Here is a 14,462-nt window from a genome sequence, read left to right as displayed (position 1 = left end):
GGATGCGACCCGGTTGAGGGTGGCTGCCGCTGGCCGTCAAGCCGTGGGAGCCACGGCCTTCCCGGGGGCGTCCGTGTGGGTGAACCGGTCCTTGAGGCGCAGCAGCGGCCGCTCGAAGCAGCGCCACGACACGACGGTGAGCGCCAGCAGCACCACGTACTCGAACAGCAGGCCGAGCGCGGTGGCGGCGACGCTCCAGGGAATGAAGCGGTAGAACAGCGGCCGCGTGTAGTAGGCGCCGACAGGGAAGACGAGCGTGTGGAAGAGGTAGAGCCCGTAGCTCACCTGCCCCACGAAGCGCAGCGGAGCCCACTGCAGCACGGCCTGGAGCACCCTCACACGCCCGGTGAGCACCCACCCCAGCAGGCTGGCGAAGCCCACCGTCCAGAGTGAGTACAGGCCCGTCACCAGCAGCGCGCGGACCGTCGGGCCGCCCGGCCCCACGAGCGCCGTGGCCATGTGGATGGCGTGCCCGTGGCTGAAGAAGACGAAGGAGACTCCGAAGGCCACGAGCAGCGCGGGCACCGCGAGCCGCCGGCCCCACCGCTCCAGCCGCTCCGCCGTGTAGCGGCCGTCCACCACGCCCAGCGCCAGCAGTCCCCCGAGCGCCAGCCCGTCCAGGCGGAGCAGGGTGAAGGTGTAGACCTGGAAGGGAGACACGCCCTCCCACAGCGCGGCGAAGCGCGCCACGGGGGAGAGCAGCACGCACGCCCACAGCAGCGCGCGCAGCTGTCCGTTTCGGAGGAAGAACACGAGCAGCGGCCACACCAGGTAGAACTGCTCCTCGATGGCCAGGGACCACGTCACGCTGAGCGGCGAGGGGCCGAAGTCCGTCAGCCAGAGGTTCTGGAGGTACAGCGCGTAGAGGGCCCACGGATACTGCTGGGTGTCGAAGGCCAGAATCGGCAGCAACCGCCCCATGAGGGTGAAGGCGAAGGCCAGCACCAGGAAGTACAGCGGCCAGATGCGCAGCGCGCGCCGCGCGTAGAAGGTGCGGAAGTAGGCCCCGCGCTCGCGCGTCTGCACGAGGATGCGCGTAATCAGGAAGCCGGACAGGACGAAGAAGAGGTCCACGCCCGCCCAGCCCACCTGGAAGAGCCTGCCCACCGACGCGGTGGTGAGCACCGTCAGCGAGTGGTAGGCAATCACCATCAACACTGCCACCCCGCGCAGGCCGTCCAGCGCGGGAAGGTGGGCGGGCAGGCCCAGGGGCTCCGAGGGTGCGGTCTTCATCTCGGGGCGGACCATATCCGGGAGTCGCGGGCGTGCCCCATCCGTGCGCGGGGGCCCCGGCTGCCGGGGGAGCGGCCGGGCGCGTGCTCAGGGACGCAGGCGGCCTGTCGTCACGAGGGGTGGGGCAGGGCGCCCTCCGCCCCGGTGAAGACGAGGCGCTCCATGGCCCGCGTCTGGCCTCAATCCTCTCTTCTGCGCAGACGTGTCTGGGAAGGATACCCGTGCTGAAGGAAAGTCCCGTTGCTTTTCAAGCGAGGATTTTGAGATGTTCCCAGCCCCGCGGGCCGGACGCGGAATGCGAAGTCGCAGCATCCCAGAGGCCCGCTGTCCCACCACCTCCTGGCGATGTTGCTCCTTCGCGGACGACCACGCGCAGTCGAGGGGGATGTCTGGAATGAATCGTATCTACCTGGGATGTGTCCTGCTGCTGGCCCTGACGGCCTGCCAGGACGCCTCGATGGAGTCTGGCCGGAGCACCGCGAGCGCTCCGGAATTGCAACAGGATGTGTCTGGGATTCATGGCGTGCTGCCGCCCCAGCCCCTTCCACTCTTCATCACCACGAACAAGCTGCCTCCGGGACGCGTTGGCGCGGGCTACCTCGCGAAGCTGACCGCCATCGGTGGCAACAGTCCGCTGTCCTGGAGGCTCGTGTCGGGGCCGCTGCCCGGAGGCGTGACGCTCGCGGTGGACGGAACGCTGTCGGGAACCCCCACGACCGAGGGCACCACCGTCCTCATCGTGGAGGTGACGGACGGCGTCCAGCGCGTGCGCAAGGCGCTGGGACTGGTCATCTCCGCGGAGCTCGTGCTCACCACGGAGGCCCTGCCCGGAGCCTTCGAGGGCATCACCTGGCTCGCCGTCCCGGGAGTTCCGGTGCGGCTGTCGGCGCGCGGCGGCCAGCCTCCGCTCACCTTCAGCGTCAGCCCCCTTCCCGCGGGCCTCGCCCTGGACGCCGCGAGTGGCACCTTCTCTGGAGCCCCCGCCCAGGGCAGCGCTGGTCGCTCCATGGTGACGGTGCGCGTCTCGGACGCGGCGGGAGGCCGCGTGGAGCGCGTCCTGCCCCTGGAGACCCGCGTCCCCCGCCCCATCGCCGGAGGCGGCGCCGCGAGCCTTCCTCCCCGGGGCAGCCCGCTGACTGACACCCTCACCGTCTTCACCGTGGACAGCGCCGGCCGGGCCCTTCCGGGCGTGGGCGTCCGCGTGCGCCGCAATGGCCAGGAGTATGACCCGCCGAGGCAGGCCCTCTCCGACGCCACGGGCAAGGTGGTCTTCACCGGCCTGGGGCTGGACGGCGACTCCGACACCGTGGACATCACCGCCAACGGCAACCACCTGCAGAACATGACGATGGCGAGGGTGAATGCCGCGCTCGTGACGCTGTCCCTGGGGGCCTGGCCGCTGCCGATGCCCCGCTATGACTTCGTCTCCGCCACGGACCCGGCCTCCGGGCGCATCCTCGTCACCGGCGGCTACAACGCCCTGGGGACCTGGGGGTGCATCGACAACGTCGTCGAGCTGGGCGACGCCACCACGAACACCTGGCACGAGCCCGTCCTTCACGGCATGCCGGCCACCATGCCGGCCCGCGTCTACGGCGCGGGGGCCTTCGCGAGCGGCACGCTCGTCGTCTTCGGCGGCGTCACGTGCCTGGACAACACCTTCCCCACCGAGACCTGGGAGTACGAGTCGGACGCGCGCGCGTGGACCCGGTGGGACGTGGCGGGCCCGGAGGGTCGCACCGCGGCGGTGATGGCGGCGGACGGAACGGGCGAGCACGTCGTCCTCTTCGGGGGCTACTCCTCGAGCGCCTGGATGACGCTCAACGACACCTGGGTCTACACGCCGGCCACCCACGCCTGGACGCAGCGCTTCCCCTCCGGCCCCATTCCCATGGCTCGCGCCGACGCGGCCGCGGCGTTCGACCCGGTCCACGGTGAGGTGGTGGTCTGTGGAGGCACCCACGCCTTCCTGGGCGAGCTGTCCGACTGCAACGCCTACTCCCCCGCGAACGACACGTGGAGGCCCCTGTCCTCGATGCCCTCCACCCGCGAGGACTTCGGCCTGGCCTTCCACCCGGCCACCGGTGAGCTGTACGCCTTCGGCGGCAGGGTCGACGGCCTGGACCGGAACGACCTGCTGGTGCTCCGCGACGGAGCCTGGATGACTCTGGTTCCGGATGGAGCGCCGGGCGCTCCGCCGAAGCTCCATGGCCATGCGCTGGTGGCGGATGCCCGGAGCGGCCAGCTCCTCGTCGTGGGTGGCGTCCGACAGGCGGACAGCCGCATCAGCGGTGACGTGTGGACCTTCGCGCCCTCCACGGGCCAGTGGACGTGGCGCAGTGCCCCGCCGCCGTCCCGGCCCTCGGTGCGGCTGTCGGGCCTGCTGTCCGGAGGCCCGTCGGGCACTCGCATCCAGGCCACGGTGCAGGTGTCGGGGGACGGCGGCTACCTGGGCCGGAGGACCGTCACCCTGGTGGGTGGCACGGGCTCCTACGCGCTACCGGACGTGCCCCTCGACGAGCGGCTCTCCATCACCGCCTACGTCTCGGACCGGAGCCAGACTCCGGCCGTGCTCTGGTCTCACGCGGACCTGGGCGTGGTGGGCCCCTTCACGGCGGACACGTCGCTGGACATCGCCTTCCCGCCCGGGCCGCTGCCGCTGCAGACCACCACGGCCACTCTCGCCCTCCCCGAGTCGTGGATGTCCATGGCGTCCCTGAGCGGCGCGGCCTACCGACAGCGCCCCGGCTTCTTTTCGGAGACCAACGGTGTCGTCCAGGCGGACCTCGCCGGGCGCAGACTGCGCTTCGACACCATTCCCCTCCAGCCCGGCACGGCGCAGTGGTTCACCGCCATCCTCACCGGGCAGACGATGGATACGTGTGTCAGCGCCTGGGTCTACTGGGAGGGCACGCCGAGCCAGCCCCTGGCCGTGCCCTCACCGTCCACGAACCTCACGCCGGGCGTCGCGGAGTGCATCGTGGGGCCGGAGATTCCCACGGTGGCGCAGGAGACCTGGTCGCTGAGCCCACCCGAGGGCACGAAACTGCTCCAGGTGGGAATCGGCGCCGCGCTGGCACCGGATGACTGGCTCTACATGGCTCCGGTGGGCGAGCAGCCCGTGGCCTTCCAGCTCCCGGAGCCGAGCACCCTCGCGCCGTCGCGGCCCCGGCCGCCCGGCCAGCACGTGTCCTGGTACGTGGACACCGGCAGCTTCACCACCAGCTCCTTTGATTACGACGACTTCTCCCTGGCGCTGATGCAGCCGGACGCCTGGGTCCGCGCGGAGCCGTACGTGTACGTGCGCGCCAAGGAGTGAGCCTGGGGTGACGAGAGTCCTCCCTGCGTCGTTCGTGGCGTACCGGAGGCGGCCGAGGAAGTGACGGCGGTGCAGCGGGAGCGTCGCGGCATCCCGTCGCTCTCCTCGCACCGCCGCCACCCTCGAGCGGGTGGGGTCAATGGTTGCTGGCGGCCGTCACCTTGCGGAGGTGGATGGCTCCTCCGTAGGAGAGCACCTTGCCGGTCTGGATGTTGCCAACCGGATCGAAGAACGAGACGTCGACGCGATCGATGACGAGGTCGGCCAGGTCCGTCTGGCAGGTGCGCGTCCATGGCAGGACGTGCGACGCGCGGAAGTCGCGCAGCAGCAGCGACATGAACGAGGTCTCCGCGGAGACGCCGCCGCTGATGGTGTTGATCTCGACGCAGTCCTTGTAGCCGAAGCCGCCGTTGACCGAGGCGTAGGCCCGGTTCTGTTTCGCCAGGAAGGGAGAGGCGATGCTCTGCACGGGGCCACAGGGCATCGGCTGATTCGGCAGTGCGATGGGGTCGTAGACGGGGGCCAGGCCCTGCCCCCAGGGGGCGATGGGCGTGTGGTTCTCGAACAGGTAGCCGAGCAGGAGCGTGCCGTCGCCCCCGTGGGGAGTGCCGCCGCGCACCACGTGCATGTCGGAGTTCTTGGCGAGGACGGTCAGGTTGCCCTGGAACCCGGTCGCGTTCAGGTCGCCGTATTGGAGGGTCAACGGGAGCGGATGGGTCGGAACGATCAGGTTGCTCGAGCCCGCGAGCGTCACCCTCCCCGAGGCGCCGTCGGGCCCACCGTCATTCGACAGGTCGTACCCCAGCACGCTCTCGTGCTCGACGCCCTGCTCGATGAGGAGGGCGTTGCGCTCGGTGCGCAGCACGCTGCGCCAGGTGAGTCCGGCGCTGCCTCCGTTGAGCCGCACGCCGGCCTGGCTCGGAGGGGCTGTCGGCGAGCCGCGAACCAGCACGCCGATGTTCGCCGCGCCGAAGGCGCCCTTGTCGGAGCGCACGAGGTTGGCGTCGAGGCCATCCACCATCAGGCTGCGGCTGAAGGTGTCGGTCAGCACGCCGTTGCTCAGCGCCTTGTCCGCATTGCTCGCCGAGACGAGCGTCTGACGGAGGTAGGTCTGGTCACCGAAGCTGTCGAAGCTGTTGATGACGAACGCGCGCACCTGCGGCCTCGCCGGGTTGGCGGTCCCCGCGGAAGCGGACCCCGCGGTCTGGATGAGGAGATCGCGGACCGTCGCCCGCGCCGGAGCCAGCAGCTTGAAGAGCGGGAACGTCGAGCCGGGCGGGAGGTCGAGATACGTCGTGCCCGGCACCCCTTCGTAGCTCTGGAAGTCGGGCAGGATCTGGGTGCCCACGCCGTCGCCCGCGAGGATGCCGTCGAAACCGGCGGGTACCACGATGGTCGAGTCGAGGTAGTAGACGCCGGACTGGAAGTGGAACATCGGCCGCGTCGGCAGTGCCATCGCGTCGATGAGCGCATGGTTGATCGCCGCCACCGACATCGAGGGGGTGATCTCGACGACCGGACGGCCGTGATAGGTCGGGGCGACCGGCGGAGCGGGAACCGTGGGCGGCCCGGACCACGTCGCGTTTCCAAACTGCACGAGGTGCATCGGTGGAGGACCACTCCACTGGCCCGCTTGCAGCGAGCCCCTCCACCAGGTGTTGGAGACGAGCGATGCGGCGGTGGTATCGGTGCCGCTGAACGCATTGCCAATGATTGTCAGGTTGTTGGGCGAGTACGTGCCCGCCGACTGGTAGCCTGGCCCGATGGTGAACTGGATGGGCGCGTGGACGGAGCCGTCCGGGAACGTCGCACTCTGCAGGGTGTTGTCGATGATCAACGCCGCCTGGGTCCGTAGGTCGAGCGCCGCCCAGCGGGGTGCCAGCACGGCGTTGTTGGCGAGGATGATGGGCTTGTACCAGCCGGCGCCCTGGTTGCTCTGGCTCTGGGGGTTCACCAGGGGGACGAAGTGGCCGTTCTCGTCGCTCCCGTCGGTGAGCACGAAGCGCCACGAGCCCTGCGAGGTATTGTCGCGCGCCTCGAACCGGCCCCCCGAGCCGCCGAGGTACAGGTCACTGACCCGCGAGCCGGTGAAGACATTGTGCCAGGCATTGAAGCCGCCGACCGCCGCCACGATGCCCGCGTCGCAGTCCTCGAACGACGAGTCCTGGATGTCCCAGTTGTAGGTCTGCTGCGCGCTCAACAGCACGCCGGCCTGCGCCGCGCCCGGGGGCAACCCGACGTCCACCGAGTGCGCCTTGCCAATGCGCAGGAACCGGGTGCGGAGGATGTAGCCCTCGTCGTCGTTCGCCGAGTTCCCGAGGACTGGATCGTTGTAGCCGGCCCAGATGCCTCGGGCGGAGTCGGCGATGATCAGGTCGGTGAAGCGGAATCCGCTCGCATTGCTCCCATGCAACCGGCCGCTGGCGTCCACCCAGCTGCTGTTCGGCCGGAGGCCGCGGTTGTTCGCGATGCGAATCGCCGCTTCCGCGCGACCGGCGCCGTCGAGCGTCAGCCGCTTGATTTCACCCCCGCCCGCGCCATTGAGCAGGAACATCCACGGCTTGGGGCGGGTGGGCTGAGGGTAGGGCGGGGCGAGCGACTCGACCACGTCCGGATAGCTGCTCGAGTCGAAGCCCCACAGCGAGTCCCGGTCGGGTCCATGGAAGACGCCAACGTTGCCCAGGCTGATCTCCGTGGCGTTGACATACGGCTGTCCCCTCCAGTGGATGCGAGTGCTCGAGGGGGCGGCACCGATGACCCGGATGCCTCGGGTCGCCATGTAGAGGGTCCCCGAGATGTTGTAGTCGCCGCGAGGAAGGAAGAGCGTGTTGCGGCAGGGCGGCGCGCCGCAGCCCGGGGGATCGAGGGCATCGAGCGCCTGTTGCAGGGCATGGGTATCGTCGGTCGTGCCGGGGACCTGCGTGAAGACGACCCAGCCCTTGGGGAAGTTCGGGTTCGAGGGGTCGTCGGGGAACTCCTCGTCGACGGGCGGCGGGGTGCACAGGGCCGTCGACGCCGTCCGCGCCTCGGGCGCGGGTGAATCGACCACCGCCACGGAATCGCATCCCGTGTGGAGCCCCAGTGCTCCTATCAAGCTGATGACGGCACGGCGCATCCTGGCTCCTCGGGTTCGCGAGGAGTGCTGCGAAGAATGGGGCATGGGAAAGGAAACGACGGGTCGCCCGGATCTTCCCGGGGCCCGACTCCGCGGACGGGCCTGTGGTGTCAGGCGCATGCCCTCGCAGAACGAGCCGTTGCGCGAGCCCGGGTTCATCGCGCGTCCGCCGTCTTCCCTCACTTCGAGGATGAGGTGCTGACGCGACACGTCCCGGAACATGCCACGGGGCGGGTGAGGCGCATGGCCTTGAATTCCCGGTTTATGAGGTAGGCTCCACGCCGCAATGTCCTTGCAACCCGGAGACAGGTTCGGCCGCTACGAGCTGGTGTCCTGGCTCGGTCGAGGCGGAATGGCGGAGACGTGGCGCGCCCGCCTGGTGGGCGACGCCGGCGTCACCAAGCCCGTGCTCATCAAGAAGGTGTTGCCGGAGTTCTCCGGTGACGAGGCCTTCATCTCCATGTTCATCAGCGAGGCGCGCATCTCCGCCACGCTGTCGCATGGCAACGTCGCCCAGGTCTTCGACTTCGGTCAGGTGGACGGGGACTACTTCCTGGCCATGGAGTACGTGGACGGCCAGCCCCTCCACCGCATCCTGAAGCGGGCGCTGCGCTCCGGGTTCTCCTGCCTGCCCGTCCCGGTCGCCACCTTCATCGCGCTGGAGATGTGCCGGGGCCTGCACTACGCGCACACGCGCACGGACGAGAAGGGGCAGCCGCTGGGCATCGTCCACCGGGACATCTCTCCGGACAACGTGCTCGTCAGCTACGAAGGTCAGGTCAAGATCGTCGACTTCGGCATCGCCAAGGCGCGCTTGCTGCGCACGTTCGACACCGAGCCCGGCGTGGTGAAGGGGAAGTACCTTTTCTTCTCGCCCGAGCAGGCGCGCGGTGAGGCGGTGGATGCGCGCACGGACGTGTGGGCCACCGGCCTGGTGCTGTACGAGATGCTGTGCGGTCAGCGCCCGCTCACCGGGCCGCCGCAGACGGTGATGGTGCGGATGGCGCGCGGCGACTTCCCCGCGCCCAGCGAGCTGCGCGGAGGCATCCCCGCCGCGCTGGATGCGCTCGTCATGCGCGCGCTGGCGGTGGACCTGCCGGCACGTTTCGAGTCCAGCCACGCCTTCGGCGATGCGTTGGCGGGCTTCCTCTACGGTTTCGATCCCCGGTTCTCCTCCGTGAACCTGGCGCACCTCGTCCGGGAGTTGTTCCGGGAGGAGCTGGCCAAGGAGGGACGCGAGATGTCGGTGCCGCCCTCGTTCCGGGAGGAGCTGGCCCTCTGGCGAAGCACCGCACCCAACCTCACTCCGACGCGAAATGGGGACGGGCCTTCGCCGCTTCCCCCGAAGGCGCGGCAGACGGCCGTCGAGCGCGGGCCGAAGCACGAGACGGAACCCGAGACGATGCCGGCGTCCTCGCCACGTCTCTCACGGAGAGCGCTCGTTGCTGGCGCGGGCCTCCTGCTGTCGCTCGGGACTGCCGCCGTGCTGATGCCCGACTGGAGCGCGGGCCCGACTCCCACGGAGAATGAACCGTCACCGCAGCCGCCGCCGGCGGAGGCTCTGGAGGAGGTTTCCGTCCAGCAACCCGCCGCACCGGTGGAAGCGCCGAAACAGGAGGCGCTCGTAGCTCTCGCCGAGGCCATGGCGACAGCGGCCTTCGCGCGCGAGGCGCCAGACTCGGGCACGACGTCGGACACCGCCCGTAAGCTGACCTTCCGGCTGGAGGCCCGGAGGCATGTCATCCTCGTGCCTCGAAGCTTCGTCGCCGCCACGGGGCTGACACCGAGCAGGCTCTACGAGGTGTCGGATATCACCGAGAACCCGCGTTCGCGGCGGCCGGCGATCCTCAGTCCTTCCAATTCCAATCCGCTCCGCATCTTCTACCTGCTCTCGGGCTCGCGGATGCCCGCGGAGGACTCCCTCGGGGAGGTGACCGACAAAGCGATGTTCTTCGTCGGGGCCTCGAGCATCTCCTTCTTCACGTTGAGCCCGCCCTCCCTGGGGAGTCCGCGTCAGCGCAGCATCCAGCTCGCGAGCACACAAGCTGGCTTGAAGAAGCAGAAGCAGATCGCCTTCCGCCCGGAGGCCAGAGGCGCGTCCCTGGAAAAGGCCGCGCTGCTCACGGGGCTGAGCCGGTCGATCAGATATTCCGTGACGCTGACGGCCTCGGGCGGTGTGCCAGCGCGCACCCGTGGGCCGGGGCGCGGCCTCGAGCGTTGGATCGCCTGCATCCAATGGTCGCCTTCCGCGCAGGACGGAGACGTCGCCGTGAGGGGGCCCGTGGCGTTCCTCCTGAGACAGGGCAACGAGTTGGAGGCGTTCAACAAGGTGGTCATCGAGGGAGTCGAGGCGCTGAAATGTGGCTTCGTCGACGACAACCCCTCGGACAACGTGGGCCTCATGCAGGTGCACGTCACGCCTGTCAACGGCGGCAGCCAGAACTGGCCACTGTCGCAGTCCTCGTCCATCGAGGACAGCAGATTGGTGCATGCCGACCGCATGGCCTCACAGGTCAAGGGGGTGCTGAAAATGGGTGGCGTAGGGGGGGCCTTTCAGGCAGCCGAGTTGGCGAATGTCTGCCTGAATTTCGTGCCCGAGCATGCGGACTGCCTGCTGTATTCCGGCTTGGCCCTGGCCCGCCTGAATCGCGTCGAGGAGGCGGCGAGCCGGTACCGGCGCTTCGTCGAGCACCACCCGAACCACCCTCAGGCACGGACGGTGCGACAGATACTGGAGTCTCATGGTCGAGCCCACAACCTCGAGTCCCAACGGCCCCACGAGTGAAGCCTCCCCGGCTTCGGTGATGCCGCGGGCTTAGCAACCACCCCACCACGGCAGTACCGTAGACCCCCCCGTGGCAAGTGAGCAGGGAAGACATTTCGGCCGGTACGAGCTGCAACGCACAGGGGGGATGGGGGCCGATGACGGGGCCGCCCGAGCGATGCTCCCGGCCGGTGGGAGTGGGCGCCACCCCATGCACACCCACCACGGCCGCGAGTGGATACGCTGAGACCTGGAAGAGGCTTCAGTGTCGCGCCAGTGCGGAGCGCAACCAGCGCCATCCTGTCCCCAGGCCCGGCGAGATGCGCAGGAGCGTCCAGTTCACCTTCGCGCGCTTCGGCCCCGGCGCCTCGCGGGTCAGCGGCTCGAGCAACGCCAGTGCCTCGGCGCGCTGCCCCTCGCTTGCCAGCAGCAAGGCCAGGTCCAGCTTCACCTCCAGGAGGGCCGAATCGAGCGCCAGCACCTCCTTCAGGAGGAGGATGGCGTCGCGCCGCTCGTTCCGGTGGCGGAGGTGGAATCGTCCGCGAAGCAGGGCTCTCACCGCGTCGACGCGGTGTCCCTTGGCGAGGCTGAGCTGCGCCAGTTGTTGCCAGAGGTCCACCCGGTGGGGGAACGTATCCGCGGCCTGCGTATAGACAGCGATGGCCTTGTCCGCGAACCCCTTGTCCAGGTGTCCCTTCGCCGCCGCGTGGAAGCTCTGGAGCGCGGCTTCGGGCTGCTTCACCCGGGCCAGTAGCGGTGCCAGCTTGCCGTGGATGACCGGGTCTCCCGGCTCGAGCTCCAGCGCCTTGCGATAGGCCTCGACGGCCTTCTTGGTGCGGCCCCTGGCGCGAGCACGGTCCGCCTCGGCGATGAGCTCGGAGCGCGTCCGGGGCACCTTCCCACGGAAGATCATGGCGTCACAGTCTACTGCGTCAGCCAGGTTGCGGCGCGGGCCTGAAGTCCAGTGCTTGCTTGAACGCGTGACCTACGAACCACGCCGCTGCGCCAATGGGCACCACGGTGACCAGCCCGAAGACCCGTTGAAACAAGCCCGCGGGCATGAATGCGTCACCCAGGACACCTCTGGCGGCCAGGAGCCCATAGGTGAGCACGACGTTCAGGAGCATGTACGTCTTGAAGGCGCGAGCCTCGGGCGAGCGCCAGATCGCCGCAAGAAGGCTCAGTGGCCAGAACACATAGCCCAGCAGGAAAACGCCTTCATGGCGATCATCGGGCAGGGGGAACAGTCCCGCACCGATGTCGTTGAAGGCAATCGAGACCATCGACAACGTGGTCAGCCAGGTGCTGAAGGGGCCGACGTTCATCCGCTTCAAGGCACCCAGGAATCCGCCCGCGGCCACCAGCATGACCGCGCCACGCAACATCGTGCCGAAGTTGAACACCTGCGGCACAGTCGAAACCGTGGTCATGCCAAGCTCGCTCGCCGTTTGTTTCAACACGCTGTAGCCCGCTGCGAAGGGCATGGCCGTGAGCTGGACCCCGAAATAGAGAAGGGGGATCAGCAGGCCGGCGGAGCACGCGGAGTACGTCAGTTGCTCGCGGAGTTTGGGCGTCATTGTCCCTGTGACGTAGCACCTCTCGGGGGTGGAGTGCTGGAGCAGTGTGGCGCTCGCCGGAGCTTCAGCCCTCCGGGGACGTCTTGAAGATGAAGGGGTAGGTGACGATGACGACACCGCCACCCGTGGGTGGGAACCGGAAGGTGCCCACGCGGGCGGTGACGCAGCCCTCCAGCTCCGCATCTCCGACCGTGGACTCACGGACCTTGGACTCCAGTACCTGGCCATCTGCGCCGATGACGAACCGGATGACCACCTTGCCGCGAAGGTTCGGGGCGGACTCGAGGCGCGTCTCGTAGCAGCCGCGAATCTGCGCCCGGTTCGCCCCGATGACGGCGCGAATCTGGTCCTTGTCGAGCTGGCCCAGGGGCCGGGCACTGGCGGCGGGAGCGGGTGTGACGGGTTCGAGGACCTCGATGTTGACCCGCTTGACGCAAGCGCCCAGGCAGATGGCAAGCGGGAGAAGCAGTCGCGAGAGGCTCATTCGCTCCCGAGTTTCGCGTGAGCGGGCAGGCCGCGTAAATGCCCGCGAGCGGAAGGCCTCGGCGTCATGACCCTTCCGTGTTCATGGCGCGGAACGGCGGAGCCACTCCTCGAACCGCGTCGACCCGACACGCGGAGTGCTGGCCGGCATGAGCGACTGGTCGTCCAGCACCACTCGGAAGTAGCGCGCCTGGGCGTCGGCGACGACCTTGCGCACGTCCTGCTTCGCGTTCATGAACCGCTGGACCACGTCGACGAGTCGCACGCGCTCCGGCCCGGCGACTTCGACGATGCCATGGACCGGCGCGCCCAGCGCCGCTTCGGCCACCGCGTCCGCCACGTCGTCCGAAGCGATGGGCTGCATGAGCGCAGTGGACAGGCGCACCGTGTCGCCTTCCGTTCCCGCCTGCGCGATGCCGCCCATGAACTCGAAGAACTGCGTCGAGCGCACGAGGGTGTACGGAATCCTGCCGGCCGTGATGAGGTCTTCCTGCGCCATCTTGCCGCGGAAGTAGCCACTGCCCAGCAGCCGCTCGGTGCCGACCACCGACAGCGCGACGTGGTGTTTCACACCGGCCCTCTCTTCCGCCGCGAGGAGGTTGCGCCCCGAGGTCTGGAAGAACTCCAGCACGGCCTTGTCCTCGAACGACGGTGAGTTCGCCACGTCGACGACCACCTGCGCGCCCGCGAGTGCCTCTGCCAGCCCCTCGCCCGTGAGGGCATTGATGCCCGAGCTGGGCGCCGCCGCCACCACGTCGTGGCCCCGCCCGCGCAGCCGCTGGACCGCCTTCGTCCCGATGAGGCCCGTGCCTCCGATGACTACGATTTTCATGTTTGCCTCTCCGTTGACGGGGGGAACGTACGGAGGGAAGGATGTGGCAGCCATGACAGATAACCCGGAATTTCTGCCAGCTTCCGGCAAGCCGCGCACCGTGCTCTTCGTCGCCTTTCCCGACATGGGGTTGCTGGACCTGTCGGGGCCCCAGACGGTGTTCTGGGCGGCGTCCAAGGCACTGGCGGAGCAGGGCCTGCCGGGGTACCTCCGCCACACGGTGAGCCTGGACGGCGGGCTGGTGCAGACGGCGGAGGGCGTCGCGTTGCAGACGTCGCCGCTCGCCGCCTTCACACGCGTCCGTGTCGACACCGTCATCGTTCCGGGCTCGCCGACCATCGAAGACGTGCTCGCCCGCTCGGGGCAGCTGGTCGGCTGGCTGAGGCGGAAGGCCAGGACGGCCCGCCGCACCGCCTCGGTCTGCAGCGGTACCTTCCTGCTGGCGCAAGCCGGACTGCTTCACGGCAGGCGCGCGGCAACACATTGGGCCATGTGCGACCGGCTGCGCGAGCGCTTCCCCTCCATCGAGGTCGACCGCGACGCGCTCTTCGTCCGTGAGGGCTCCGTGTGGACCTCGGCCGGTGTCAGCGCGGGCATCGACCTCGCCCTGGCACTGGTGGAGGCGGACCATGGACATGACATCGCCATGAAGGTGGCCAGGGAGCTGGTCGTCTTCCTGAAGCGACCTGGCGGGCAGTCACAGTTCAGCGAGCTGCTGCGCTCACAGACGAAGGACACCGCCGCCTTCGATGAGCTGCACCTGTGGCTCGCGGGCAACCTGGGCAGGGACGACCTCACGGTCGAAGCGATGGCCAGGAGAGCCAGCATGAGCCCGCGCAACTTCGCGCGCGTCTACAAGCAGAAGACCGGCCGCACCCCGGCGAAGGCCGTTGAAGTCCTTCGACTGGAGGCGGCCCGGCGGTTGCTGGAGGAGTCGAAGCGCAATGTCGACCAGATTGCCCGGATGTGCGGATTCGGGAACGAGGAACGGATGCGGGTGACCTTCCAGCGAAACCTTTCCACCTCACCCAGGGATTACCGGAAGCGGTTCGCGACGTAGCGTCCCACTGCACCTCGAGTTCATCCCCACCCCCACGGTGTGTGAGCGAGAGACGCAAAGAGGGACATCCGGCCGGCCC

General features: G+C 68.9%; 9 protein-coding genes. 3 read left to right on the top strand and 6 right to left on the bottom strand.

Annotated features, from left to right (window positions below):
* Positions 1-36: 36 nt before the first annotated feature.
* Complete coding sequence (locus OV427_RS08660) at positions 37-1,233, bottom strand: acyltransferase family protein (protein ID WP_267855639.1); 1,197 nt, start codon at positions 1,231-1,233, stop codon at positions 37-39.
* A gap of 394 nt (positions 1,234-1,627) precedes the next feature.
* Between OV427_RS08660 and OV427_RS08655 the strand changes: the two genes are divergently transcribed.
* A complete protein-coding gene (locus OV427_RS08655) occupies positions 1,628-4,552 on the top strand; it encodes a kelch repeat-containing protein (protein ID WP_267855638.1) in 2,925 nt (974 codons plus the stop codon).
* A gap of 136 nt (positions 4,553-4,688) precedes the next feature.
* Here OV427_RS08655 and OV427_RS08650 read toward each other — a convergent pair whose 3' ends face one another.
* On the bottom strand, positions 4,689-7,607 hold the full coding sequence (locus OV427_RS08650) for a hypothetical protein (RefSeq protein WP_267855637.1): 2,919 nt from the start codon (positions 7,605-7,607) through the stop codon (positions 4,689-4,691).
* A 346-nt stretch (positions 7,608-7,953) separates the two neighbouring features.
* On the opposite strand from OV427_RS08650, the gene OV427_RS50750 reads away from it, so the two are divergent.
* Positions 7,954-10,452, top strand: a complete 2,499-nt coding sequence (locus OV427_RS50750) for a protein kinase domain-containing protein (RefSeq protein ID WP_420718253.1) — start codon at positions 7,954-7,956, stop codon at positions 10,450-10,452.
* A 241-nt stretch (positions 10,453-10,693) separates the two neighbouring features.
* On the opposite strand, the gene OV427_RS08640 is transcribed toward OV427_RS50750, so the two are convergent.
* The 4 genes from OV427_RS08640 to OV427_RS08625 all read right to left on the bottom strand — a co-directional run bounded on the left by OV427_RS08640 (position 10,694) and on the right by OV427_RS08625 (position 13,323).
* On the bottom strand, positions 10,694-11,344 hold the full coding sequence (locus OV427_RS08640) for a tetratricopeptide repeat protein (RefSeq protein ID WP_267855636.1): 651 nt from the start codon (positions 11,342-11,344) through the stop codon (positions 10,694-10,696).
* A gap of 19 nt (positions 11,345-11,363) precedes the next feature.
* On the bottom strand, positions 11,364-12,008 hold the full coding sequence (locus tag OV427_RS08635; protein WP_267855635.1) for a DUF998 domain-containing protein: 645 nt from the start codon (positions 12,006-12,008) through the stop codon (positions 11,364-11,366).
* A gap of 64 nt (positions 12,009-12,072) precedes the next feature.
* Positions 12,073-12,492 carry an AgmX/PglI C-terminal domain-containing protein gene (locus OV427_RS08630; protein WP_267855634.1) on the bottom strand — a complete coding sequence of 140 codons (420 nt, stop codon included), beginning with the start codon at positions 12,490-12,492 and terminating at the stop codon, positions 12,073-12,075.
* Between the two features lie 81 nt (positions 12,493-12,573).
* Positions 12,574-13,323, bottom strand: a complete 750-nt coding sequence (locus OV427_RS08625; protein ID WP_267855633.1) for an SDR family oxidoreductase — start codon at positions 13,321-13,323, stop codon at positions 12,574-12,576.
* A gap of 52 nt (positions 13,324-13,375) precedes the next feature.
* Here OV427_RS08625 and OV427_RS08620 point away from each other — a divergent pair, with 52 nt between their 5' ends.
* Positions 13,376-14,383: a GlxA family transcriptional regulator gene (locus OV427_RS08620; RefSeq protein ID WP_267855632.1), complete on the top strand. Its 1,008-nt coding sequence runs from the start codon at positions 13,376-13,378 to the stop codon at positions 14,381-14,383.
* The last annotated feature ends 79 nt before the right edge of the window (positions 14,384-14,462 follow it).

The organism is Pyxidicoccus sp. MSG2 (assembly GCF_026626705.1).
In the GTDB taxonomy this organism is placed as follows: domain Bacteria; phylum Myxococcota; class Myxococcia; order Myxococcales; family Myxococcaceae; genus Myxococcus.
Note: the sequence above shows the minus strand (reverse complement) of the source record. Positions and strands in the feature narration are given on the sequence as shown.